Annotated in this window: 22 protein-coding genes; 10 read left to right on the top strand and 12 right to left on the bottom strand. The window is 39.3% G+C overall.

The window, feature by feature from the left end; translation table 11 throughout:
- The first annotated feature begins 98 nt into the window (after positions 1-98).
- Complete coding sequence (locus ACSJJG_RS10115) at positions 99-2,042, top strand: pyridoxal phosphate-dependent decarboxylase family protein (RefSeq protein WP_481089272.1); 1,944 nt, start codon at positions 99-101, stop codon at positions 2,040-2,042.
- Between the two features lie 437 nt (positions 2,043-2,479).
- Positions 2,480-3,301 (top strand): intradiol ring-cleavage dioxygenase, encoded by an 822-nt coding sequence (locus ACSJJG_RS10110; protein ID WP_481089271.1) that lies wholly within the window; start codon positions 2,480-2,482, stop codon positions 3,299-3,301.
- Positions 3,302-3,371: 70 nt separating this feature from the next.
- Here ACSJJG_RS10110 and ACSJJG_RS10105 read toward each other — a convergent pair whose 3' ends face one another.
- From ACSJJG_RS10105 to ACSJJG_RS10090, 4 genes are all read right to left on the bottom strand, one after another.
- A complete protein-coding gene (locus ACSJJG_RS10105) occupies positions 3,372-4,577 on the bottom strand; it encodes an MFS transporter (protein ID WP_481089270.1) in 1,206 nt (401 codons plus the stop codon).
- A 325-nt stretch (positions 4,578-4,902) separates the two neighbouring features.
- On the bottom strand, positions 4,903-6,387 hold the full coding sequence (locus ACSJJG_RS10100) for a trypsin-like serine peptidase (RefSeq protein ID WP_481089269.1): 1,485 nt from the start codon (positions 6,385-6,387) through the stop codon (positions 4,903-4,905).
- Positions 6,388-6,577: 190 nt separating this feature from the next.
- Positions 6,578-9,649 (bottom strand): autotransporter domain-containing protein, encoded by a 3,072-nt coding sequence (locus ACSJJG_RS10095; RefSeq protein ID WP_481089268.1) that lies wholly within the window; start codon positions 9,647-9,649, stop codon positions 6,578-6,580.
- Between the two features lie 700 nt (positions 9,650-10,349).
- Positions 10,350-10,946 carry an NADPH-dependent FMN reductase gene (locus ACSJJG_RS10090; RefSeq protein WP_481089267.1) on the bottom strand — a complete coding sequence of 199 codons (597 nt, stop codon included), beginning with the start codon at positions 10,944-10,946 and terminating at the stop codon, positions 10,350-10,352.
- Between the two features lie 465 nt (positions 10,947-11,411).
- Between ACSJJG_RS10090 and ACSJJG_RS10085 the strand changes: the two genes are divergently transcribed.
- Positions 11,412-11,912, top strand: coding sequence for a MarR family winged helix-turn-helix transcriptional regulator (locus ACSJJG_RS10085; protein ID WP_481089266.1), 501 nt, complete (start codon positions 11,412-11,414; stop codon positions 11,910-11,912).
- 37 nt (positions 11,913-11,949) lie between these two features.
- Here ACSJJG_RS10085 and ACSJJG_RS10080 read toward each other — a convergent pair whose 3' ends face one another.
- Together ACSJJG_RS10080 and ACSJJG_RS10075 are read right to left on the bottom strand one after the other, a co-directional pair.
- Positions 11,950-13,959 (bottom strand): TonB-dependent copper receptor, encoded by a 2,010-nt coding sequence (locus ACSJJG_RS10080; RefSeq protein WP_481089265.1) that lies wholly within the window; start codon positions 13,957-13,959, stop codon positions 11,950-11,952.
- An 82-nt stretch (positions 13,960-14,041) separates the two neighbouring features.
- Entirely contained in the window at positions 14,042-14,443 is a 402-nt protein-coding gene (locus ACSJJG_RS10075) for a DUF2946 domain-containing protein (protein WP_481089264.1), read from the bottom strand.
- A 183-nt stretch (positions 14,444-14,626) separates the two neighbouring features.
- Here ACSJJG_RS10075 and aptA point away from each other — a divergent pair, with 183 nt between their 5' ends.
- From aptA to ACSJJG_RS10045, 6 genes are all read left to right on the top strand, one after another.
- On the top strand, positions 14,627-15,958 hold the full coding sequence (aptA, locus tag ACSJJG_RS10070) for an omega-aminotransferase AptA (protein WP_481089263.1): 1,332 nt from the start codon (positions 14,627-14,629) through the stop codon (positions 15,956-15,958).
- Between the two features lie 310 nt (positions 15,959-16,268).
- Positions 16,269-17,372, top strand: a complete 1,104-nt coding sequence (locus ACSJJG_RS10065; RefSeq protein ID WP_189758374.1) for an alkene reductase — start codon at positions 16,269-16,271, stop codon at positions 17,370-17,372.
- A 182-nt stretch (positions 17,373-17,554) separates the two neighbouring features.
- The gene (locus tag ACSJJG_RS10060) at positions 17,555-18,577 is read left to right on the top strand and encodes a serine hydrolase domain-containing protein (protein ID WP_189758373.1); all 1,023 of its coding nucleotides are present in this window, start codon (positions 17,555-17,557) and stop codon (positions 18,575-18,577) included.
- A 403-nt stretch (positions 18,578-18,980) separates the two neighbouring features.
- Positions 18,981-19,157 (top strand): hypothetical protein, encoded by a 177-nt coding sequence (locus ACSJJG_RS10055; protein ID WP_189758372.1) that lies wholly within the window; start codon positions 18,981-18,983, stop codon positions 19,155-19,157.
- Between the two features lie 301 nt (positions 19,158-19,458).
- On the top strand, positions 19,459-19,698 hold the full coding sequence (locus ACSJJG_RS10050; protein WP_189758441.1) for a type II toxin-antitoxin system TacA family antitoxin: 240 nt from the start codon (positions 19,459-19,461) through the stop codon (positions 19,696-19,698).
- 227 nt (positions 19,699-19,925) lie between these two features.
- Positions 19,926-20,204: a hypothetical protein gene (locus ACSJJG_RS10045; RefSeq protein ID WP_189758371.1), complete on the top strand. Its 279-nt coding sequence runs from the start codon at positions 19,926-19,928 to the stop codon at positions 20,202-20,204.
- Between the two features lie 364 nt (positions 20,205-20,568).
- Here ACSJJG_RS10045 and ACSJJG_RS10040 read toward each other — a convergent pair whose 3' ends face one another.
- Complete coding sequence (locus tag ACSJJG_RS10040; RefSeq protein WP_189758370.1) at positions 20,569-20,739, bottom strand: hypothetical protein; 171 nt, start codon at positions 20,737-20,739, stop codon at positions 20,569-20,571.
- A gap of 53 nt (positions 20,740-20,792) precedes the next feature.
- Between ACSJJG_RS10040 and ACSJJG_RS10035 the strand changes: the two genes are divergently transcribed.
- Positions 20,793-21,035: a hypothetical protein gene (locus ACSJJG_RS10035; protein ID WP_189758369.1), complete on the top strand. Its 243-nt coding sequence runs from the start codon at positions 20,793-20,795 to the stop codon at positions 21,033-21,035.
- 361 nt (positions 21,036-21,396) lie between these two features.
- Here ACSJJG_RS10035 and ACSJJG_RS10030 read toward each other — a convergent pair whose 3' ends face one another.
- The 5 genes from ACSJJG_RS10030 to ACSJJG_RS10010 all read right to left on the bottom strand — a co-directional run bounded on the left by ACSJJG_RS10030 (position 21,397) and on the right by ACSJJG_RS10010 (position 24,732).
- Positions 21,397-21,555, bottom strand: coding sequence for a hypothetical protein (locus ACSJJG_RS10030; RefSeq protein ID WP_189758368.1), 159 nt, complete (start codon positions 21,553-21,555; stop codon positions 21,397-21,399).
- Positions 21,556-21,687: 132 nt separating this feature from the next.
- The gene (locus tag ACSJJG_RS10025) at positions 21,688-21,936 is read right to left on the bottom strand and encodes a hypothetical protein (protein WP_189758367.1); all 249 of its coding nucleotides are present in this window, start codon (positions 21,934-21,936) and stop codon (positions 21,688-21,690) included.
- 215 nt (positions 21,937-22,151) lie between these two features.
- Positions 22,152-23,372 (bottom strand): type II secretion system protein GspD, encoded by a 1,221-nt coding sequence (locus tag ACSJJG_RS10020; protein ID WP_189758366.1) that lies wholly within the window; start codon positions 23,370-23,372, stop codon positions 22,152-22,154.
- Positions 23,369-24,439 (bottom strand): zonular occludens toxin family protein, encoded by a 1,071-nt coding sequence (locus ACSJJG_RS10015; RefSeq protein ID WP_189758365.1) that lies wholly within the window; start codon positions 24,437-24,439, stop codon positions 23,369-23,371. Before ACSJJG_RS10015 ends, ACSJJG_RS10020 begins: the two co-directional genes overlap by 4 nt.
- A 5-nt stretch (positions 24,440-24,444) precedes the next feature.
- Positions 24,445-24,732 (bottom strand): DUF2523 family protein, encoded by a 288-nt coding sequence (locus ACSJJG_RS10010; protein ID WP_189758364.1) that lies wholly within the window; start codon positions 24,730-24,732, stop codon positions 24,445-24,447.
- Positions 24,733-24,738 lie beyond the last annotated feature (6 nt).

Here is a 24,738-nt window from a genome sequence, read left to right as displayed (position 1 = left end):
TTTGTCGTTAAAACAGAAAATAAAAAAATCTATTAATAATTTTATAAATATTTAATTTAAGACAAGACAAAAAGAATCAATTAAAAGGTTACATGATCATGACTAAACTATTTCATCCTAATTTAAATGTAGATGCATTATTTTTGGGACCAAAATCAGAAAACGCTGTTTTTTTTAGAGAGATGATGGATTATGCAGTGAGCGAACATTTACATTGGCGTTCAGGTTTTCATCCCGAAGATTCAACTTTAGTCACATCCGTTGCTCGCTATGAGCATAACTATAGAGAAACGCTTTACCGTACAGAAGGGATCTTAAATCAGCTGTCAGCAAAACTGAAAAACACATCTATTCCTTTCTTTTCTCCTCGTTACCTTGGTCATATCAGTAGTGATACCTTAATGGTTTCTAATCTTGCCTACGTTATGGCCATGATGTATAACCCGAATAACTGTAGTTATGAAGCATCCCCGACAACAACAGAATTAGAGCTTGAATCAGGATTAGATCTTTGCCGCATGTTTGGTTATGACCCGCAGAAATCCTGGGGGCATATTACTTCTGGTGGCACAGTAGCTAATTATGAAGGTTTATGGGTAGCCAGGAATTTAAAAACATTGCCTTTTGCTATATCTCAACATCCTAAAGCAAAAAGTCTCATCGAACATAAAACGTCCCGGCAATTGAAAAATATGCCAACCGCTGAACTTTTGGATCTTATTACCGAACTGCAAGAACGTGGACTGTTTGAAGAGATTCGCGATATGACATGCCGTGGTATGGGAGTTAAAGCAGAAATTCTAGGCAAATTACTGGTGCCACAATCCAAGCACTATTCTTGGATGAAAGCCGCAGATATTTTTGGTATTGGCCAAGAAAACATTATTCCATTACCTGTAAATGAGAACTATCAAACTGACATTGCTCAAATGCGGAAAATCACCTTTGAATTAATTGAACAAGGTGAACCAATCCTGGCAATGATTGCGGTGGTGGGAACAACGGAAGTGGGAGCCATTGATCGGATCGATGAAATCATTACATTGAGAAAAGAGTGTGAGGAGCGTTATGGCGAGTCATTCTATATTCACGTTGATGCTGCTTACGCAGGATATGCGTGTTCCTTGCTCCTGAATGAGCAGGGAGAATTTGTAGAATATGATGAACTGGCCAGTTACCACCGTTCGGTGGGGATCATGCCGGAAAATATCAGTTGGCCAAAACCGGAAGTTTACCAAAGCTTCAAGGCATTGAAAGAAGTAGATTCGATTACTGTGGATCCGCATAAAGTTGGCTTCATTCAATATGCAGCGGGCGCTATTTGCATGAAAGACAAGCGCATTCTCGAATTGATCTCTTCACATGCAGCATATGTGTTTGAAGACCATGATGATAAAACAAATACCATCAATCGGGGAATTCTTGGTTCATCCATCATGGAAGGTTCAAAATCGGGAGCAACAGCAGCGGCACTTTGGGCTGCTCATCGTCTGTTGCCTTTGAATATTCATGGATATGGAAAAATAATTGCGGCTGGTATCGTCACAGCACAAAGGTTGTTGAATAAACTGGCAAACTTACCGCCAATAGAAATCGGTAAACATCGATTTGAAGTACATATCTTTCCATCCCCTGATTTCCATATGATCAACTTTACGTTCAAAGAAATTGGTAGCGAAAGTCTGAGCAATCATAATGCGCTTAACAAGCGTCTATACGAGCTTTGCTCATACTCCACAGGGCGTGCTTATGCCAATGATTTTCTCACATCATCAACCATATTAGATTATAAAGAATATGGTGATACACCGTGGCACTATGCAAAGAAATGTGGTTTTAGCCGTAGTGAATGGGAGAAAGTACGCAATATCTATGTATTACGAGCCGCGGTAATGACTTATTGCTTACGCAATGAAGAGCACTTTGAAGAGTTTTGGCAGCAACTTCAAGCTATCTTTGTTAAGAAATTGAACCAGATTATTGATGAAGAAGAGAAAAAATCTCGGTCTAGATTAGAACTAGATGTACCATTTATTGGTTAATAAACCTAGATGTTCATCGGAATTGTTTAACTAATTGAAAAAAGAGCTTAGGTAAATATAAGCTCTTTTTTATTTCAAAATTCATATTTCTCTGCTATTCGAAATTGAGAAAGCCATATTTTTCAATATGTTAATAATTTAATCTCCGCTTATCCTTTATTCTATTCCTATCCATACAGTCCAAAAAATCTTCCTCAACGATATCCGTATCATTACCCAGCGATTTTTCAATATTCCTGTCTAGTTAAATCATCGTGGAAGAATGTTCGTAACTTCACAATTAACACCATTAGTTGTTTGATGTGAACCCATTATCATTTAATATCAATGTGATACATAATTTAGCTCTATTTAAAAAAGAGGAAGTTATATATATTTAGACATCGCCTTACTATCTAGTCTAGACAATAATTAAATGGCATATAAGGAGCCACTTTATGAAAAATGAAAGAAGACTTTTTCTGAAACAGGCAAGTATTACTGGTGCAGTATTCTCATTATTACCTCTGGTTCCAACAGGCGTTTTTGCCTCTTCACATAATCAATCAAAGAAAGAGGATAGTATTGATATCGGCGTTTGCGAAATGACCCCAGAGGAAATGTCAGGGCCATATTTTATAAATAACAAATTACTGAGAAGGAATATAACAGAGGATGAACCAGGAATACCTCTTTTATTGACAATGAAAGTCATTGATTCTGTAACCTGTAAACCTCTACATGATATCCTTATTGATATATGGCATTGTAATGCAATGGGAAAGTATTCAGGCTGGAAATACATCAACCCAGACCTTGAGGCTCCATCTAGTAATATAGGAACGATTTCGAGAACTGATGAAAGCACATTTCTTCGTGGAGCACAAAGGACAGACAAAGAAGGCATAGTCAGATTCACCACAATTTTCCCCGGTTTTTATGCTGGAAGAGCTATACATATTCATTTATCAGCAAGGAATGCGAATGTACAAAAAAGACAGGAAGATAAATTCTATTTTGTAGGCCAACTATATTTCCCGGAGGATATATCTAAAGAAGTCATGAGTAATGATATGTATTCTCCAAGGGATGTTAATAGGCTTAAAAATGAAGATGATTCCATCTTTTCTGGAGTTAAAAATAGGGCTGCAATTTTGACAATAAAAAAAATAGGTGATAATCCTTTGGATGGACTACATGGAAAGATAGTTTTATCTATTAATAAAGACAATGTGTCTAAGAAAATAACCCCTAAAGACTTGGCTAAATACACGGTGTAGGTGAATCTAAGTTTAGGAAAAATAACTTCATTAACCGGTGTACGCTTGGGAGAGGTCACGCCTAAACGTGTTATCGCACACGTTTTGGTAACCATAGTACAAATAAATCTTTCAGTGTTAACCCAATTGCCACGATAAAACAACTTCCCAGTAGCATCGTCGTTACCGCAGTGCCATATTGTGTTAGTGACAGAGTAGCTACTGGAAGTAAAAACAGAATGGTTAGATTATTCAGACTTTCTGAAATAGCCAATATTTGACCTTTATCCTGCTTTGCCCGATTTGCCAGAATTGAAGTACTTATTGGAGCAGCAAGGCCGAGTGTATATCCCCATAACATCAGACAAGCTAAACTAAAAAGCAAAGACAGGGGTAATAACATAAATACAGAACTGGTGATGAAAAGTAAAACTATTGCCAACAAAAGCGCACATTCATCTCTGATATTCAGGTGATTCACGATACTTACGGATAGGTTGCCCAAACCAAGCCCGATACCAAATACAGAAACAGAGATACCGACAGCTCCTGTTCCCATAGCGTAATGATGCCTTAAAACTTCTCCGGCTAATATAAAAGCAGATACTGCTGTACCATTCCAAAATCCTTTCGCAATCAGGGGGCGTATTACGTTTCCTTGGCATACAAATTGAAATAGTGATTGAAACGTCACCGTTTGGTGAACTTCTTTTAGGGTATTAATCTGGTTTGGAATGTATTTTTTGAAAGCTTTTTTACTTAGAATGTAGATCAAAAAACAACCTACCGCACTCACTAAAAATGGCACTTGCCAGTAAAATAACTCTGTCAAAACACCGGCAAAAATAGGGCCTCCTGCAATTCCAGCTGTCATACCAAGCATGACAATGCCCATCGCCGATGCCTGTTTATGAGATGGAAAAAGTTCTGCCACCAGCGCAAATATGGTTGGAATCAAAGCGGCGGAAGCAATGCCACCAAAAATACGTAACCCAATTGCAATCTCCAAGTTGGGGGCTATCGTTAGCGCTAATCCGTCAAGGAACAGAAACAGCAATGATGCCCGCAATAATTTGCTTCGATTGATCCGATCAGATAACCAACCGAAAATTGGTGCTGCAAGTGCGTAGGCGAGGGCATAACCAGAGACCAACCAAGTGGCCTTGTCTGTTGTTGTCCTAAATTCATCAGCCAAGGGCTTGAGCATGGGGGATAACATAAATTCCGTCGCACCAACGAAAAATACAATAAGTGAAAATATAAGTAGCATCATAGACAGAACAGTACGTGGCGGCATATTTAAGCCTCCTTAGATATAAGATATGGGATTGGTAACAGTAGAATTATTTGATAAAAAAAAGAAAAAGAAACAGGGGGAATCAGTATGATGATATTAAGTAAGATACTAGGGATTATTAAATATGGCAATTGATCGACTCTAGCCAAAAATGCACATGCTATTTTAGATCTGGGCTGTGGCACTGGAACGCTCACTAATAAAATTGCCCTAACTTATCCCGATAAAGTGGTATATAAGCAAGAATAAATGATAATTAAAATTAAACTCACTGCCAGCCATTCGACCGAACATGAGTTCATCCAGCCATCGTAGTTTTACTTTTTTACTTAGTAGTAGTTGCTTCTATATCAAGTACATTAATCGGGCCAGCATTTCCTGCCATATCTTCACCATATGCGCAAACACGCCATGGTGCTTCAGATTTTGCCAACATTGTTAGCCTCCAGGGATAGCTATAGCCTGTTTTGTCGTCACAATTCGTTGTTGCTTTAGGTCCATATTTAATTTGTATACTTGAGATATCATACGGACGAGCGTTAGCTGTTATACGCCAAGCATCCCCAAAATCATCCTTATTTAACACGGGTTTAATTGATGGTGGAGTATTATCAATTTCTCGCAACATGACAGAAGCATCTTTTGTCTTTTGCCATTGACCATCATTATCTTGGTGAATAACACAGAGTTTATAGATGCCTTCTTTGTCAGGAACCAGCATGTTTTGCAGCGGGCTTTGGCTTGCAGGAATAGCAGCACTGTATCCTGCTTCAGCTGAACAATCGACATCACTGATTAATCCTGTTTTATATCGGATATTCTTAACGTCAGCATTTTCCTTGATAACGATGTCCCATTTTGCTTTCACACCGTCAGCAGGATTAACGCTCTGAGTTATCCAACGTGACCATAGCGGACTTCTTTCCAAAATATTACCGCTGTTATTTTCAAGTTTAGACAGATCTAACTTGCTATCCTTTGTCAACGCATTAGCAATACTATCGACAGGAATAAAATAACTAACCCCTTCTTTTGAAATACCTTTATTATTTTCGATAGTACAAGGTCTGCCAAGTCCACAGCCAGTCATTCCTGGTGTGACTGTTGTGTTCAGTACACCAATCACATCTGTTTTATCTTTCTCAAAAACAGGGGAACCAGACGTTCCACCAGCGACACCATCACAATTCACGGAGAAAATCGGAGTCCAAATCCACGGAGAGCCACCTTCATATAAAACGGGTGATTTTCCAGTGATATTACACTCAGATTTTCTGAGATAAGCGTAATTGTAATCAACGTTATCGACAGGAATATGAGTCAACACAATAGGTTGATGTTTCATATCAAGGTTTTTCTTCAACTTCAAAGGATGGTAGCCTTTTTTCGCTAAATCACCATAAGTTGCATCCAATTGTAATACCGCAATATCTTCGTATTTCATCGTTGAATATAAAATACGGTTGACTTTTATTGGTGATAACTCATTTTTATTATCAATAAAGTAATCCGGGGTATATCGCCAAAATTCAGGCGCCGGCTGATCAACGATTACATCATTTGTGTCTACATTGCTATCGACACAATGCCCTGCGGTAAGTATCAACGCTGGTGTATCCTTATTCGGTGCATTCTCACCAGAAATCAGGGTTGCAGTGCAGTGTGAGGTTCCATTTAATTTACCAACAATTCTAAATTTTTCAGCGCCGGAATCAGTTGATTTCATCAACGGAGCACCATTATTATTTGAAGCTAAAGAACTTGCTGAAACAGAAAATAAACTGATTAATAGGATTTTACGATAAGTCACAATTTTCCTCCTTTGGATCGGTTTAATGACTTAAATCCATTATCTGATTTAATTATTTATCAGTGCTACCAAGGTGATTTGTACCAAAGCAGATACAAAAACCTAAAAATCTCACGGCATAAAAAAACTCACTGCCAGCTATTGCCAGCAGTGAGTTTTTGCTATCAAGAACATCTGTCATTTTTACTGACTAGAATTTCCAATTGGCATTCAGGAATACACCATTATCCTTATGACTGCCTGATAAAACACCGTTATACCCCAGTGACAGTTTAGTATTTTTATTAATTTCCAATTCCGTACCTGCCTTAATTACAGCAGCATCTCGTGCCGCTGAAATACTGTTGACAGTAAACGTAGCATCACTATTGTTAAAACTTAATTTAGTGCCTCGATCTACATTGCCAAACTGATGTTGCCAACCCAATTCACCATATGCTCCTACCGCGATGTCGTTTTCAGTTTGCCATTTTTGATCAACACGTAAACCTAATGTGGAGAAGGTGGCATTTTTCGATTGTTTCTTTCCGTTCAAAGCGGCTGCACCGCCATGTTCATTAATACTTTCATTACGGAAATTAACATAAGACAGGTTAGCGAAGGGTTCCAGATTCAGCCACGAAGTATTTATTCCGTAAGCGGCCTCAGTAAACAATTGACCGGTTTGAGCACCATATTTCGCTTTCAGATTGTCGGATTGATTACCAAAAGCAACCGAGCGTTTGGTATCAAAACGATGCCAACTGTAAGTAGCGCCGGCACGCAATGCCAAAGCATCAATCTGTTTGCTACTGTATAGCGCCAAATGGAAATTGTTACTGCGTGCTGAAGTGTTATATCCACCATTCAAAGAAGAGCGGGTATATCCGGTAGCGATACCGAGCCGCCAATCATCACCGAACTCTTTATCCGCGCCCAATAACACGCCATAGTTGGATACACGATAACCGTTGACTTCACTGTTACCATTAGCACGTTGCCAGTTACCTATGAGTTGTCCCCAAACACCGTTTCTATCAACTTTGATATTCTGTTCAATGGTTCCACCATTAGCCTGACGCAAACGGGTATTCAGTGTATCGCGCAGATGGTGGCTATTATTGATTTGTGCCGCAGCAACATCAGCATGGATCTGACCGGAAGAAAGTTGCTGGAATGCATGACGTGCTTGCGCTGCTGTATCAAACATCAAGATACTCTCATAAACCGGATGGCCCAAACTCAGCTTATCAGCAGCATTAGCTACAGCACGTTCATTAGCAGTTATTCCTAAACTGGCAAATGTGGTGGAATTACGTTTTATATCCAACATCACTCGATCAGTTTGGTAACTAAGCTCAGTGCCAACGAATAAATAGTTTGGCACTACGGTTGTAAACTTACCGTTGATACCACGGTTTGCTTGCAGAATATTATATTGCTGACCAAGCAAACTACGAACTTCTTGCTTCGATAACAAGTTACTACTATTTTCCAGCGTGACTTGAACTTCACCGCCCTTCAACATGGCCAGGCCATTGCTGACAATACGGTCACTATGACCCTGGCTATCTGGTACAACGTCTACCTGATAACGTGAGCCAGTTTGGAAAGTAATATCACGATCAACTTTCAGCGTACCGCTAGAACTTAGGTTAGAATTAGCATATAAGCTGCCGGGCACAATATTGGCACCAGCATTAGCCATGATTGAACCGACAGTACCATCCCCTCCAAGAATTGCGCCATCTTGCACAGTAACATCCGAAGTTATAGAACCACTAACCAGTAAACGACCTTGTTCAATCAAAGTGGGTCCTTTATAGAGACTATTTTTACCGGCCAGTTCGAGTGTACCGTTACCGATTTTCGTCAATCCGCCATGACCGGAGATATCATTACTCCAACTGTCATAAACGCATTCAATACTATTACAGATGCGTTCTACGGTAGTGCCTTTCTCAACTATGCCACCAATACCTGGAATATTGGCGATGAATTGCGTTTCAGAATAAGAGCCGGGTATATAGTATTTCTTCGGAATATCCTTTTCGGTGATGAACATCTTAGGACCATCAATAGCAACTTTCAGGTTCAGCATTCCCCAACCATACATGTCATCCAAGCCAGGCTTCCCTAAATCGGTTGCCGTGGTTTTGAGGACATCAGCGATCTGTCCGGCAGTCATGTAGGGAAAGCGTTGCATCAAGACGGCAGCGGCTCCAGCTACATGTGGTGATGCCATTGATGTACCCGTGTAAGCATCATAGGTGGGATCAATCGTCAGCTCACCATTTTGGAAAGCATCTTCGTCAATCTCTCCATCAACTTTAGAAACGAATTTTCCCGTGCTGCTGTAAATTTTTGTGCCTGGTGCCGACAAACAGTAACTGGCAGTATAACCACAACGCGTTGATGAAACGTTAATTTCGTTTTCCCTGGTCAGGTTGGCAACGCTGAGGTAGTTTTTCAGTGCATCAGGGAAGAAATAGGGCATACCCGCATGTAACCAGGTGATGTTATAGTTATTTGCATTCCCCGCAGCAAAAACAACTAATTTTCCATGACGCGCTGCACGCAATAGACCCGCAGTTCTCGTTGTATAGTCATCGAGCTCTGGAATTGGAGAGCGGCTTAACCTATCCAAGTTATCTTTAATTGGTGTGACATAATTAATGAGTTCTTGCAACGTAACTTGGTCATACTTGACTGTCCCATTTTCCCATCGTTTAGGCCTGCCATACTCATCAGTTTCATAAGAAGGGCGAACCCCCCAACTGTTATTAATAACACGTGCATTGCTTTGGATCAGGGCTTCTGTGCGGTTATAGGGAGTTTGTAAATATTTCCCAGTAATTAAACCTGCATCAAATGCTACACCGTGCATTTCCTTGCCATCCCGGTTTGCTGCAATGATCCCTGAAACATGGTTACCGTGAGCACCAAAACTGATAATCCCAGTGTAGGGGTTTTCATCGTAATTCCAAGTGTCGTCTGGGCTTAGAATTTTCAGTTTGCCTGCAAATTCGGGATGATTGATAACGGCTTCATCCAATACACCAACATTAATGCCTTTTCCTGTGTAACCACGAGCATAGGCATAATGAGCACCAATAGCAGCCAATCCCCACTGATGATTAAATTCATCTGATAACCAACTATCTGGTGAGTTTTTTCTACCCTGTTCCTGATATTCAGTAGCCATTGAAGCACTGACAGGCAATAATCCAAAAAATAATGTCATCCACAAAAAGATCAGTCGTGCCGAATTGTTTTTTTTCATAAAAGAGGTTCCATTTTTCAAAAAGTGGCAACTTTCAATTAGCTGTTTGGCATATTGCTCCTTGAAAAGTCATTATTAATAAAACCGATGATTGAATTGCAATAAGTGGGTTATAGTAAAATTTAACTGTATTTTTAAACAATGGCAGGACAATTCAGACCATAATACTCTCTACCCACAAGTAGCTATAAAATAATAATTAAACCTAAAACGCAAAGAAAAATATTAACTTTCTTATAACTATTTTATAACAATGGGTAAATCATATAAATAACACGTTAAATACAAAAATATTTAAAATCATAATCTTACGTTAAATATATTATTAAACCGACATTAAATGTTATTGGTGTGTTATTTTTTTTATTTTTGTATTTTAATACTTTTTAATATAATAAATATTATTATGAACCTTTATATGATTATTCACATAAAGGTTCATAGATTCATATCTATGCCACAGTATTTTCATTATTTTTGTATTTTAATACTTTTTAATATAATAAATATTATTATAAAGGAATTGCGAGTTGTGTTCTTTTATTAAACAAAAATGCCAGAAATACGATGAACTGTGTTTTTATACAGTTGTGATAATAATTTGTGACTTGTTCGATGAAATGACTCGATAGAAAAGGGAAATGCTCTCGGCTCAAATAGTTGAGCCGAGGTTATGCATAAAGAACTGGATATTGTTTATTTACATACCATACAGATAATTTCCGCTTTCTTCGCCAACATCTTCACGAACTTGCTCCAGTGCTTTAGCATAAGATTTAAGCAGTTTCAGCGTATAGTTAACACGGCTTTCAAATTTCTCATCGTTACAAATCAGATCTTTTGAAATCAAACTTTCACCCTGACGGAAGATTAAATGATCAGGCAGGAAACAAACATGATTATTTTTAAAACCAGTCATCCTTAATTCGCAAAGAGGATAAACACCGTTAATTCCACTTGATACACTCGCCAACAATGCTGGTTTATGGCCTAATTCTGCTATAGAACAATGTAGTAGAAGATTCTTCAACGCCGGAGTTGCCATTCCATGCCATTCTGGAGTAACAAAGATAAATGCTTCACTCTCTCTTAAATGTTGTGCAATTGGTTGCCAGGGATGAGATTCTGCTGATATATCTGTTGCATAACCATCATGTAATGGCAATTCTACATTGGAGAGTTCCAAAAGCTCTATCTCAGTAAATCCATATTCGCTACTTAATTTTTGCAAATAACGAGCTACACGTTGGCTGTGAGAATCTGGGCGTTGACTACCTGAAATTATAGTAAGCTTCATTGATTTTCCTGTTATTCATTAGGTTATAGAATTATCGGATTTTTTTGTCTGATCCTGTGGAATTGAAAGCCAAACAGCAATAATGATGGTGCATGCCCCAATCATTTGTAACAAGGAAAATGTTTGTTTTAGAAAAAAAATACCCTAAAATACAATCAGATAAAGAACTAAGAAATCCCAGGGAAGAGATTGTCACAACAGGTAACTTTTCAATTCCTCGAAACCAGATAATATAAGAAAACACCGCCCCGACCATGCATAAATAGCTGTAGCCGAGAATATTGGTTACGGTAAGATGTTGTGGTAATGCCCTTCTAATTTGTTCATTTTTTATCCTGCTTATCACTCTATCAACTCAAAGATATCAATAACAAAAGTATCTTTATATAAAGATAAATTAAAATAATGGCCTAATTAATTTTTATCAAGTATCTTTTCATCAAAATAAATGAATAGGGGAAAAGCATGAAGTACGATCACGTTGACCGATTACTGATACAGTGGGCACAACAGCGTCCAGACCTTGATCCGTCGTCTATGGGCGTCATTGGGCGGTTATGTCGCATAAACAAAATTATTGAACAACGCTTGCAACATGCTTTCAAAGAACACGGCCTAAGTGCCATAGAGTTTGATATCCTTGCGACACTACGACGTAACAACATACCAATTACACCTACTGAGCTATACCAATCCGTTATGCTAACGTCTGGAGCAATGAGCACTCGTATTGAACATATGGTGCAGCGAGGATTAATTGGGCGTATTGCTAACGAAGAAGACCGACGTAGCTGCAAGGTTTTTCTGACCTCAGAAGGAGAGGCATTGATAGACAAAGCAGTGGAAAGCCATTTGGAGAACCAAAAAGCCATTCTCGAACCACTGACAGAAACTCAACAAGAGCAACTTGCAACACTGTTACGGCATTGGTTGCTGGATAATGAATCAGCTAGTGATTCGCCCTGATTTATATCAGGGCGAGATAGGTCCAGGAATAGAAGTATTAGAACTTAATATTAACTCTGGCCCAATAAGTACGCCCAGGCTCGTTTACTGCCGTATTGCCGGAATAACCAAAGCCCTGATTCCCCGCTAAGTTAAGGTGTTCGCTATAGGTTTTATCAAAAATGTTATCAACACCAGCACTGACTTGAACATTTTGGGTCACCTTATAGGTTGCATTGGCAGATAGAATGGCGAAGTCTTTGCTACGATCAAAGTCTTTGCCTACAACGTTACCTTCATCGATTGCCACTCGGTGCTGGCTATTTACCAGACGCAGCAAACCGCTGCTCGTCCAGTCCCCATGTTCCCAGGTCAGGCCGAAACGAGCTTCCAAAGGTGGGATTTGCGGTAGTGGACGATGATTAGTGGTATTTTGCGCCCAGGAATACGCCAGGCTGGCATCGGTTTTCCAGTTTTCGTTAAACTGATAAGCAACCCCCGTTTCTCCCCCCATAATGGTGGCATTCACGTTACCGGCTATCGGATTCTTGTTGTTATAATCGAACAGGATAAAGTCATTTACTTTACCCACATACGCTGATATCCAACCTTTCAGACGGTTATCATTATATTGCGCCCCGATATCCAATTGGGTCGTTTTTTCGGGCTTGATATTAGTGAAAGCATTGTTGCCCGCTTTACCCGAAACCAGCTCCCAGTAATCAGGAAAACGCTCGGTATAACCAATGCCGGCATAGAGCATCACAGGAGACTCTTTCAGGTGATGTTCAAGCCGAATAAAGCCAGCAGGCAGGATTTCTTTACGTTCTTGTTGAGTAGTATATTTATACGCTATCGCACGATCTAATCGCGCACCACCGATAACTTTATTCTGTGCAGTGGCATCCCAGGTTAATTCACCAAAAATACCGTAATCACGGAAACGGACATTTTTCACCCAGCCATTTCTTTCAGCTTTAGCCATATTACGATCGGTATTGGTTCGGTGAATATTAGTTTGCATATCCACACCGCTCTGTAACTTGAAATCTTCCCATATCCAAGTTCCCATCATACGGCCACCCATTGTCAGGCGATCCGGTTCTGAGGCCATTTTCATTTTTGAATGACGCATGGAATAGTTATCCATCACATGGTCGGTGTAATTGTAATAAAAATTAGTTTCGAATTTATCAAACACCTCACCAATGTTAGATTTTTCAAAACGCACACCAAGACTTTTGCGTTTGAATTGAGAGCCGTCCATGCCTCGTGTGGCGTAACGAGCTTCACCATCACCTTGTCCAGCACTTAACTCCAGTAACGTATTTTCATCAGGTGTCCAACCTAAGGCGAGATCGGTATTCCATTTATCCCAGCGGGAAGGGACGCGATTGCCGTCACCATCTTTATAATCGTTGGAGCGGGATTTATTGCCGATCAAACGGATATAACCCAGTTCGTTGCCAATACTGAGATCAGCATTACCATCCCAACGACCATGAGAACCAATAACTGTGCTGACATTACCTTGAGCGCCAAGTTGTTCAAACTGAGGGCGAATACGCTCGAAACGAATAGTTCCCGCTGAATTACCCGGTCCCCAAAGTACGGTTTGTGGACCTTTGACTAAACTCAAAACATCATAACTTTCTGGTGAAATATAAGAACTTGGCGCATCCATACGTCCACCACAAGAGCCCAGTATTTCACTGTCATCAATTAACATTCTCAGACGGGAACCAAACATGCCACGGAATACAGGATCGCCGTTAGTGCCACCATTACGGATCTGTGAAAAACCCGGAATGGTTTTTAAGTAATCAGAACCATCACTAGCAGGGACTGGTTGGCGAGGGGCTTTTAATGAAGTGGCTACCTCAAGGGGTGAAATTGCCGGTGCAGTTACGGTGATCACAGTTTCATTATCGTGATCATGAGCAATGCGTTTTTCTTTTGTTTCTTTGGTATGTTCCATATTGGCAGCCCAGCCACTGGCTGGCATTGTGAGTGCGATAGTCAAAGCTGCTGTCAGTGGTGATATACGAAATAGTTGTGTAGTAAACATAAAAAAATCCCTTAATTAGTAACATTGCCATACAAATTGCGTAAGGTAAGGAAAATAAAATGGTTTATTTCAAGCAGACTGACTAATTAAGGGGTGGGGCGCGTGGTTGTGATTCGCCGTAAAACAGCCGAATGACGGGGCCAAAGAAGCACGATACTGGTGGTGCTCGGGACACGATTAATGTCAGTAGAATGAAAGAAACAAAACCGCTTGCTAATAATGGCAGATTAATCAGAAGCTGGCAGTAACCACAAGCGATATCATCCATCAATCCCATATGGACATGATCCACACCATGATGATTCATCGTGTGTGTCGATGGCATATCAGACATAGACATGCAGTGATTTGTTCTGCTTTTTATTTCTTCACAGTGGTGCTCCAGTGTTTTTGATACCACCGGTGCAATGAACAACATCAAAATCGCCAGTAAGGCAATAATGGCGGGTGTTCGGCTTTGTGAGAGGCGAAAAAGCGATAACAAGCTAATGATCCGGATCAATTTCTACGATTGAGGGCTAATCTTACTGCATTTGGGGTGGGGGTTGTTAAAGTATTTATCATTTACGTAAGTAAACTCATCATTAACGATTCGATAATTGAGGTTTAACTTGAGTATAGTTTCATTACAAACTCTTGGTTATAACCTTGTGCGAGGAGCTATAAAATGTCAGATAGAAATTTTTTCCGAAAATTGAACTTTAAAGCACATTGGATGCCGTTCAGCGCTAATCGTCATTTTCAACAAGATCCCCGTTTGATTGTCTCAGCAGAAGGAAACTGGCTACTTGATGATCAAGGTCGTCGAATTTATGACAGTTTATCAGGATTATGGACGTGTGGAGCAGGCCATTCACGCACTGAAATTCGTCAGGCTGTTTCAGATCAACTGGGAACTTTGGATTATTCCCCAGGTTTCCAATATGGACACCCTTTGTCATTTAAGTTGGCAGATAAAATTGCCAACCTTATGCCTGGTGATTTAAATCATGTATTTTTTACCAGTTCAGGTTCAGAAGCTGCCGATACCGCAGTAAAAATGGCTCGTGCTTACTGGCGGATCCAAGGACAACCCGCAAAAACTAAATTTATCGGTCGGGCGCGGGGTTATCATGGTGTCAATATCGCAGGAACCAGTCTTGGCGGTATTGGGGGTAATCGCAAAATGTTTGGTCAGTTTATGGATGTTGACCATCTTCCACATACATTACAACCTAATATGGCTTTTACTAAAGGGATGCCTGCGGCTGGTGGCCCTGAACTGGCAGATGAACTATTAAAAATCATTGAATTGCATGATGCCAGTAATATCGCTGCCGTTATTGTCGAACCCCTTTCTGGCTCTGCTGGCGCTATTATTCCACCACAAGGTTACTTACAACGTTTACGGGAAATCTGTACTCAATACGATATCTTGCTGATTTTTGATGAAGTAATTACCGGTTTCGGGCGTCTGGGATGCTGGAGTGGTGCTGAATATTTCGGTGTAACCCCAGATATTCTTAACTTTGCCAAACAAATTACCAACGGTGCAATTCCTTTGGGGGGGGTGATTGCGTCCAGCAAGATCTACGATGCCTTTATGTCACAATCTCTATCCGAACATATGATTGAATTCAGCCACGGTTATACTTATTCAGGTCACCCGGTTGCCTGTGCGGCAGGTTTGGCTTCATTGGAACTGCTGGAAAAAGAAAATCTGCCTCAACAAGCTGCGGAATTGGCACCACATTTTGAACAAAAATTACATGCACTAAGGCACTGCCCAAATGTTGTGGATATTCGTAACTGCGGGCTGGTGGGGGCCATACAAATTGCTCCACGGGATGGAGATGCAGTAGTCCGGCCTTTTGATGCTGGTATTGCATTATGGAAAGCGGGTTTTTATGTTCGTTTTGGTGGTGACACGTTGCAATTTGGTCCCATGTTCAATGCTAAAATTGATGATCTTGATCGTCTGTTCAATGTGGTGGGTGATGTTCTGTACCAAATTAAATAAAGGAAATCTTCATTAATGAGGGGGAATCTGTAAGATAACATGAAATCTATTGAAATTATGAAGTTAATTGAGAGCAAATATCCAAAAGCAGGGCATTGGGTATTTGGTGATTCTCCTTCCATTAATCATTCAAACCCACCCAGCATATAACGCCATTGAATTTTCATTCAGGAAATACATCACATAAAGACATAATAAGTTGTTTGAGATAAATTAACTCTTCCGACAATTACTTAAATTATATTTTCATGAAGTTATAATCTCATGTATTGATCGAATCATTATATCAATATAAAAAATAGGAAATGTTATGACTGATAATAGCACTAGAACCGATCTTTTCTCGCCGACCAAATTAGGGGATATTGAACTTGCTAATCGTATTGTTATGGCGCCTTTAACACGTGCTCGTATGAATGAGGATGGTGTCCCAAACGAACTTAATGTTACATATTATGCTCAACGCGTGAGCGCCGGTTTAATCATTTCAGAAGCAACTAATATTTCAGCACAGGGATGCGGTTATGCTATGACTCCTGGTATCTGGACAGAAGATCAGGTGGCAGGATGGAAAAAAGTCACAGATGTTATTCATGCTGCTGGTGGTAAAATTGTAATGCAATTGTGGCATGTCGGTCGTTTCTCACACGTTGATCTTCAACCAAATAAAGAAGCACCAGTAGCACCATCCGTTATTGAAACAGATGGTAATGTTTTTACCCGTCGTGGTATAGAGAAAGCGTCCATACCGCGTGCACTTAGAACCGACGAGCTCCCTGACATTATCAGGCAATATAGACATGCGGCAGAATGCGCTAAACGTGCAGGGTTCGATGGTGTAGAAATTCATGCTGCTAACAACTATCTATTGGAACAGTTTTTGCGTGATTCAACTAACCATCGCACCGATCAGTATGGTGGTTCAATTGAAAACCGTGCCAGATTGATTATCGAAGTTATTGACGCTGTAACCCATATTTGGGGTGGTGGGCGGGTTGGTATTAGGTTATCTCCAGTGACAACAGAAGTAGGAAACACTCCGCTTGATAGTAATGTGATGGCAACTTATGGCTATCTGATCCAGCAACTCAATAAATTCAAACTGGCTTATCTCCATTTTGTTGAAGGAACAACAGGAAAAAGCCGTGATATTCCCGCAGAGGTTGATTTGGATGAACTAAGATCGTTGTTCGATGGTGCTTATATCGGTAACAACAATTATGACCTTGAAATGGCGATTTCCCGTCGTGTGGAAGGTAAGGTGGATGCCGTTGCATTCGGTCGTCCGTTTATTTCTAATCCAGATTTGGTAGAACGTTTACGCTACGGGATTGAACTGACTGATCTCAATAATGATGCTTATTACGGTAATGGAGAAAAAGGATATACCGATTGGTTGAAAGCGAATTATTAATTTTATAGGCGTCTTTTTCAGCAAAATGCAGATATTGATTTGAGCAAAAAAAGTGGCAGGTACTGTAGAGCACTATTCACGGTTCTATGTTACCTGCTTTTTTAGATAAAACCGATGGTGACCTGTGATTATCAGAGAAACCAGGTGGCGTGACAGAGAAGAGTAGATGTAAGGACGTAATTATGAATAAAAATCCTGAGATCATTAAAGCACTTGATGAACTTTTAACATCATTTGATAAACATGCTCCCGGTGTTGTCTACATGGCCAAGTATGACAACGGATTAACCTACCAAGGCTCTATAGGATTGGCTTGTTTAGAATCACATAAACCGCTTTCAATAGAAAGCGTATTTAATATAGCTTCAGTTTCAAAACAGTTCACTGCATTTACGCTCTTATTGTTAGAAAATGACGGTTATTTGTCGTTAGATGATTCAATCACAAAGTTCCTGCCTGATTTAGGCAGCCATGCAAAACCTGTTACTCTGCGTCACTTAATCTATCATACAGGTGGACTCGTTGATTATATGGAACTGGCTGAATCGATTGGTATTAATGAACAAGATCCGTTGACAATTGAACAATCATTACATCACTTATATGCGCACTCTCAATCTGTATTTGCGCCAGGGACAACATTTGAGTACAGCAATACTGGATATTTTTTATTAGCGCAAGTGGCTGAAAAAGCCAGTGGGATAAAACTGAGTGAATTCAGTCAAGAACGTATTTTCAAACCTCTCGGGATGAAAAATACGTTCATTGTTGATGAATATCCAATCATTGTCGAATTTGCACGAGCATATAACCCAAAAGGTCAACTTTTTGAATCGCCATGGACACATACAGGTGATGGGGCGGTACACTCAACTGTTGGAGACCTCATGTTATGGGGTGAAAATTTATCTCACGGTAGGGTTGGTGGAATATCATTAGTCCAACGCATGACTCAAGCATTATCCAAAATAACATCTACTGGAGATATGGTTAAAAACTATGAAACTTATGCATTTGGCTTAGAACATCACAACCACTTGGCAGAGCCTAGTCTGGAACACTCTGGTGAATGGGCTGGTTACAGAGCCCATTTTATACGTTTGCCAAATTCATGTTTAACTATTGCTGCACTAAGTAATCAAGTGGCCATTGATACTCAAGAATTAAGTTATAAGGTTGCTGATATATTGCTAAAGGCAGCGTAACTTTTACGTCAAAATTGCCTGTCTTTTATGAAAAGAATCTCGCTAAAGTTTTGCAACGTTTGGGGGGCAGAGAGCAGGGCGTACTCATCATTAATGCGTTACCGGATTTATCAAATACGAAGATGGTAATGAATAAAATTAAATTCCATTTAACATAATATAGATTATGCGAACCTGTAGGACTTTTAAAAAAGTACTGAGGTTTGACCCTGAGTACCTTACGATCTTTCTCTAATCCCTCAACTCCAAAACCCCAAAACTCTATCTCAATTGGTCTTGTGTAAGAATATTAGAACATCAAAAATTATTTTCTGGTTTCTTTATAAATTCTTAGATTCTCATTGTCAACATATTTTAATTTTTTAGATTATGATAAACGTAGAATTTATATGGAGGTCAAAAAATGCCAACGAAGCACATCAACGACAACGTCTGGCGACTAGTCGAAAAAGAAACCGTAAAAGCGGTTATCGAACTTAAAGAACCGATCAAAGATACAACTGTCTTGGAATGGCTCATCAGAAAAGGACTAGAAACGATAAGCGATGAGGATTACAGGAAATTTTCAAGAAAAAATTAATTCTATGTGCCCTATCCACTAGCACAGTATATACATCACAGATAACATCACTACTTCAGGGCGAGAGCGTGAGTGCTTAAATTAAAAACAGCACAAACAATATCCAAACTATTTTGATGGAGGCATGTGTTAGATTGCTTTAAACTCAATCTCATTGAGAGTTATTTTTGCACTAATCGTGTTCATAAAACGTTCGGGCGCTCGCCCTGAGCACTACTTGATGTAAACATACCGCAAGTTACCTGTTACAGGTTGCAGGCAACTTGGTCATAATAAAAATAATAGTGAGCGGAGGCCACTAATGAGCAATACATCTACATTGAAAACTACCATTAAGTTAAAAAAATCAAAAAATATTGATTTACAAAATAAAAAATTTCAACTAATCAAAGGGACCATACTCGTTCAGTCTCACTTTTTTGTTAATGGAGAAAAATACCATGTGTTTATGCAAATATTGGAGCGACCACTTTCTGATAATGCAGGTTTTAAAAAACTCATGGGATATAAAGCGTCGTGGAAATCGCAGCTAAAGACTTAACATAAGTCATTATATAAAACATCAGGTGCAAGGCTGAAAACCCGAAAATAGCCTTAGACCACTTCTGCATGACACATTTACTAAGAGGATAATGTAATGAATATTCCAACAAACCCTAGAAATTTTTTAATATTCATAGTGATAGCATTCATTATATGGATTGTTTTCAGTAAATAATACATTTGTTTTGATATATATCCCCCCTAAATTTCTTTAAGGAAAATAAATTGAAAAAATGGAAAGTAGTTGGTTATTGCATAATAAGAGGATTTAATCGTGTATACATTTACAATGAAGAAACAAAAAAATGGCATGAAAATATAAAAAAAGTAAAAATATACAATTTAATAGAAGATGCTTCTTATGCATTATCAAAGATTGAAAAATACAAAAACACAGCCCAACTCCAAGAAGTTATAGATCATAATGATGGAACATTAGGTTTTATGAGACCAGGTGGATTAGAAGAACTACGAAATATAAAAAAGTTATTAGCTCCGAGCTAGAGACTATAAAAACATTTATAATCAATAAGTTACTATAATTTTAACACCTTAAACATGAGTGCTTAGTTCGTTAAAAATAAGCACTCATTCTATTAAACATGAGTACTTAGTTCGCCGTGTCCGCTGAATAGCCTTTTTTCTATCGACCGCTCTGCTTTCGTGAGTTTGATAATTCCGTGGTTCGCTTCGCTCACTGGCTTAGCAGGGTGAAGGGAAGGTTTCGTGTTCCCTGACTCAGTCCCCCCTTTGTATCGGCGGATTAGCCACTGTTATCCCATAACCTTTCGAGTACCGCCTTACATGCCCTAACGGGCATTTAATCCATTGAACTTAGCAACATTATGATAAAATAAACTTAAAATTATCAAAGCTCATCAAGACTTGAATCAAAAATAATTTTTTCTTGTCCATCTTCAAGGTGCTGGATTATCTGAAATTCCATTTCCTCATCGGAAGATTCTTCATACGCTGCTTTATACTCAGGATTTTTCATACACTCAGCATGTAATGCTGAATGTGTCTTCAACTTTTTCATAGGCCTTCCATTTTTACTAAAATATCGATATATAAGTATATGAGGTGATCAATATGTCAACAAACCAACTCAAATTACGCAATGCAGTTAAATTGTTAAAAGATTCAGGCATAAACGATGAGCAGGCAGAAAAGATCGTAGAAGTCATCACAGAACTATGTGATATCAATACCAAAACAAGCGTCGAATCAGAGAAACTAAAATCCAGAACAAATCTTAAATGGAATACATCATTACTTCTTATCTGGGGCACTATCGTGTTGATTGCCGTCATTAAATATATCATTTTCGGCTAATCTGTTACCTCCCGCTCTATAATCTGCTCCTATGATATGCATTGTCAGCGGCGATTTGTTCCTCCTGACTATCTCAGCCCTATACGCACTATTCCTGTGCCAGCCGTACATTTCTTTTGTCTCCGACCGTTCAGTTTTCAGGTCACTGATAACCCGCTAAAAGACGGCTTTGCAGGGTGAAGAAAGTGGCCGTGCTCCCCAATGAGTCCCCCCTTGTATCGGCGGATTGACAATGGTGTCCCCAATAACTCCAAAGAGCCGCCTTCCATGCCCGGAAGGGCATAAACCAAACAGGGGTAACAAATCGCCGTTTAAAATTTAGACGCTGGAACAGAGATCTTAATAACGTTTTCAAAATAGCTCATTCGGAAATTGAGTTTTTAGAACAGCATTCATCACTAACACCCCGAAAGTAAAGCTCTAAATCTTGTTTAGCCTCTTCATACGCTTTAATAAACTCAGGATTTTCTTCTCTCTTTTTCAATTCCAGTTTTTCACGGAAAGTCATTATCTTCTTCATTTACATTACCTTTTCGATAACAAATGATGATTTATTTTCTTTGATTTTACTGCATTGAAAGCGGCAATTTGTCATCCCTGACACCTCTTTACATCATAAAGATACCGTAAAGACAAATGAAACTAACGCCATTCAATAAAACCATGCAAAAGGTTTATTGTGTACCGGAAATGCCATTCCATCAGGATCGCTACCATTTAGTACCTTAGATAGAAGCTGTTTCACTTCCCGCCGTTCTGGTCTGGTCATCATCAGATTGCGATACCAAGACGGGGATTTATCAAACCATCTTTTACAACTTGCAAACCGTCTCCCTACCCGACGATAAGATTTTAATCTTCCATTAGGAAGACGATCACGACTCTGACTCTTTACAGACATAAAATATCCTCTAAGTAATTAATTACCTAGAAAATATCAAGTTGCTCATACCCTATAATTTGTTGCATATTTATCCCCTGTTATTTTCCAAAATTACAATTCCAATAAGACAAAAATAGACCTAAATTAAACCATATTCCGCTAAATTTAATCAATATAACGCTAAAAAGCTGTTCCGTTAGGATTCGCCTCCTCGCACGCTGTGGGGGCGAATCCTAACGTTTCACCTTTTTAGCTTGTAGAATGATAACTATATCGGTTTTTGTTTTCTCTTTACTGCTACTGGAAAACCACGATGGCATAAAAGATAAGCCTGTATTTACATCAGTATCTTTATTATCTGCCAATCCGCCAATCAAAATAATATCACCATCATTTACAGAAACAGACGTATGAATATTACGTTTAATCAAGGTTGGTGAGTTATTCACGCCTGTATGCGTCTTGGCAAAATTAGACAATTCCTGACTGATAGACAGATCAATCACATTCTGCCTGACCTCCGGCATAACATTGAAAATAACCCCCGAAGAACGATACTCAACAGACTGGACAGGTTTATCACCCGAATAACTGACATTACCCAGAACCGGCACATCTTCCCCGACAGAAAAAGAGGCTGACGTACCGGAACGGGCACGCAAAGACGGTGAACTCACCACGGTAAAGCGAGAGTCCGTATTGAACAACTCGACTAACGCATTCAAATTACCCGAAGAAAACTTGATAAAGTTATCCATACTCCCGCCTGTCGAGCCGCCAATCTGAATAGAAAAACGCTGGCTCAACAACTTAGCCGCTAAAGCCAGACCGGAACCGTTACGCTCTGTTGTCTGAACCTGATAAACATAACCGCCTACATAAACCTCGTCTGATATCGTATCAATTGAAGGTAACACCTGCTCTATACGTGAAATATCAGCCTTAGTCCCATAGAAAACCAACATATCCCCCGATGAGCCAAAAGAATTCGCCCCAGAGAAGTTATTGGGCGCTGTCGTTCCGCCCACATAAGCAGATTTAGAACCGCTATGACCGAAATTCCCCTGAACAATACTGGACAAAACAGATGTTAAGTAACTGACAGAACGATACTGAGGTTTATAGACAAAGGTATGTTGCGGGGCAACCGGTTCGACAATTTTTAGCTTATAAATGTAATCGACACCTGACTTCGTTGTCACACCGATACCCATATTCTTTAAGTAACGGACAAAGAAAGCCTTTTCGTCAAGGTCCGGTGTAATATGAAATGAAACCAATCTCGCATCTGTAATCACTTCTGGCGAAATCATAAAAGGCTTTTTAAACACCTGACTGTAAATAAAATTGACCGATTTTGGGATCGTGACACCATCAAGCGAAAAATTAACTCCTTTGGCAAAAGAAAAATAAGGAATAAAGAATAAAAAAACAATAGAAAAAATCCTGTTCATTTTGATACTCCACTAAAATAAGTGACTTTCTCCCCATCAACAAAACCGAACATCATAGTACCCTTACCATGAAAATCATTTTTATTAACCAGCCTTATATCACCAGAGGCATTTACTAAGGCTACATAGGTATAATTATCAACGCTTAAAACGCCAGAAATGCGCCATTTAGAATAAATGGGTTTTACTGCCTCTCTTTTATTCTCAGTTTTCATTTCATTAGGTAAAACTGAGAGGCCGTCCTGTAAATGAATGTTATTCCCCCCAATGCCGGATGCAACCGGATTATCGTTATCATAACTAGTAAAAAATGAATATATAACATAACCACTAACACAGAATAAAATCAGAAATCCAAATATAAATACCCATAATCTCGTTTGGCTAAAAATATTTTGACGAGAATCAACGACTAATTCTTTTCCTTTTCCACCATTCTGAGAGTGGTAAAGTTTAAATATATCCTTATCGTACTTATTTATATAATACGTCACCCGATTGGATTTAAAAAACTTAGCTTCATTATAAACATCTACACGATAACGATTTTTTGCACCCAGCGTAACCAATTTAGTCATCTTATAAGATGTTTCAATGCGCTCCCTTATAAATTTTGCCAAAGTACCTGTACTTTGATTCATCAAGACTAAATCACAAGTAACAGCAGTATCCGCATTTGAAAAATGACGATGTTCAGAGATAAAGGATTCATGCTCTTTGGTCAGATTTTTATCTGTTTTCCAAAATCTCCAAACTTCATCAAGACAAATCAAATCCCCTGCCTGACAAAAAGAACTATCACAGGAATAACCCTCTTGATCGTTACGCTTATAGGGAAAAAAACCATCCTGCATGACTTGTTCATCACTCACCTTGATGATTTCACCAAAAACCCCCTCCTTTCCTTTAGACAGCTTGATTGCATAATCACGAATAGCATCAGGGTTAATTCCATCAATATTGGTGACAATTCTACGGCCTTTCATGTAAGCCGGAAGAATAACGCTTTTAACACACTCGTGACTCTTACCAGAGCCAGGAACGCCAAAGTAAGCTGTGATAGACATAGCAATTACCCGATAAAAGGAAGTCGACGAATGATAAAACGGGTAAACCAAGCATCAATTAACAAATTAATCCCCATCACCCCTTGAAACAGATTAATGAAATACCAGACCGAATCAGGCAGTAAATCAAACAATGCCTGAAGATTCGAACTCTTAGGCAGCAATTCCACAATGACCGTCATGAATTCCTGTACAATAAAGTACAGGGAAAAGAAAATAATGAACTTAAGAACAGCCGCCCGGAAAAGATAGGCAAGTACTGTATTCAACGCAGAAAGCAGAAAACCGTACATAAAAAC

The sequence above is a fragment of the Xenorhabdus sp. SGI 60 genome (assembly GCF_056632175.1).
Note: the sequence above shows the minus strand (reverse complement) of the source record. Positions and strands in the feature narration are given on the sequence as shown.

Coding starts and splice junctions, on each gene's coding strand:
- ACSJJG_RS10030 (WP_189758368.1), bottom strand. CDS start 21,555: ATGAAGAAGATAATGACTTTCCGTGAAAAACTGGAATTGAAAAAGAGA.
- ACSJJG_RS10050 (WP_189758441.1), top strand. CDS start 19,459: ATGAGCAATACATCTACATTGAAAACTACCATTAAGTTAAAAAAATCA.
- ACSJJG_RS10055 (WP_189758372.1), top strand. CDS start 18,981: ATGCCAACGAAGCACATCAACGACAACGTCTGGCGACTAGTCGAAAAA.
- ACSJJG_RS10095 (WP_481089268.1), bottom strand. CDS start 9,649: ATGAAAAAAAACAATTCGGCACGACTGATCTTTTTGTGGATGACATTA.
- ACSJJG_RS10035 (WP_189758369.1), top strand. CDS start 20,793: ATGTCAACAAACCAACTCAAATTACGCAATGCAGTTAAATTGTTAAAA.
- ACSJJG_RS10090 (WP_481089267.1), bottom strand. CDS start 10,946: ATGAAGCTTACTATAATTTCAGGTAGTCAACGCCCAGATTCTCACAGC.
- ACSJJG_RS10080 (WP_481089265.1), bottom strand. CDS start 13,959: ATGTTTACTACACAACTATTTCGTATATCACCACTGACAGCAGCTTTG.
- ACSJJG_RS10060 (WP_189758373.1), top strand. CDS start 17,555: ATGAATAAAAATCCTGAGATCATTAAAGCACTTGATGAACTTTTAACA.
- ACSJJG_RS10085 (WP_481089266.1), top strand. CDS start 11,412: ATGAAGTACGATCACGTTGACCGATTACTGATACAGTGGGCACAACAG.
- ACSJJG_RS10040 (WP_189758370.1), bottom strand. CDS start 20,739: ATGAAAAAGTTGAAGACACATTCAGCATTACATGCTGAGTGTATGAAA.
- ACSJJG_RS10115 (WP_481089272.1), top strand. CDS start 99: ATGACTAAACTATTTCATCCTAATTTAAATGTAGATGCATTATTTTTG.
- ACSJJG_RS10110 (WP_481089271.1), top strand. CDS start 2,480: ATGAAAAATGAAAGAAGACTTTTTCTGAAACAGGCAAGTATTACTGGT.
- ACSJJG_RS10105 (WP_481089270.1), bottom strand. CDS start 4,577: ATGCCGCCACGTACTGTTCTGTCTATGATGCTACTTATATTTTCACTT.
- ACSJJG_RS10025 (WP_189758367.1), bottom strand. CDS start 21,936: ATGTCTGTAAAGAGTCAGAGTCGTGATCGTCTTCCTAATGGAAGATTA.
- ACSJJG_RS10020 (WP_189758366.1), bottom strand. CDS start 23,372: ATGAACAGGATTTTTTCTATTGTTTTTTTATTCTTTATTCCTTATTTT.
- ACSJJG_RS10065 (WP_189758374.1), top strand. CDS start 16,269: ATGACTGATAATAGCACTAGAACCGATCTTTTCTCGCCGACCAAATTA.
- ACSJJG_RS10015 (WP_189758365.1), bottom strand. CDS start 24,439: ATGTCTATCACAGCTTACTTTGGCGTTCCTGGCTCTGGTAAGAGTCAC.
- ACSJJG_RS10010 (WP_189758364.1), bottom strand. CDS start 24,732: ATGTACGGTTTTCTGCTTTCTGCGTTGAATACAGTACTTGCCTATCTT.
- aptA (WP_481089263.1), top strand. CDS start 14,627: ATGTCAGATAGAAATTTTTTCCGAAAATTGAACTTTAAAGCACATTGG.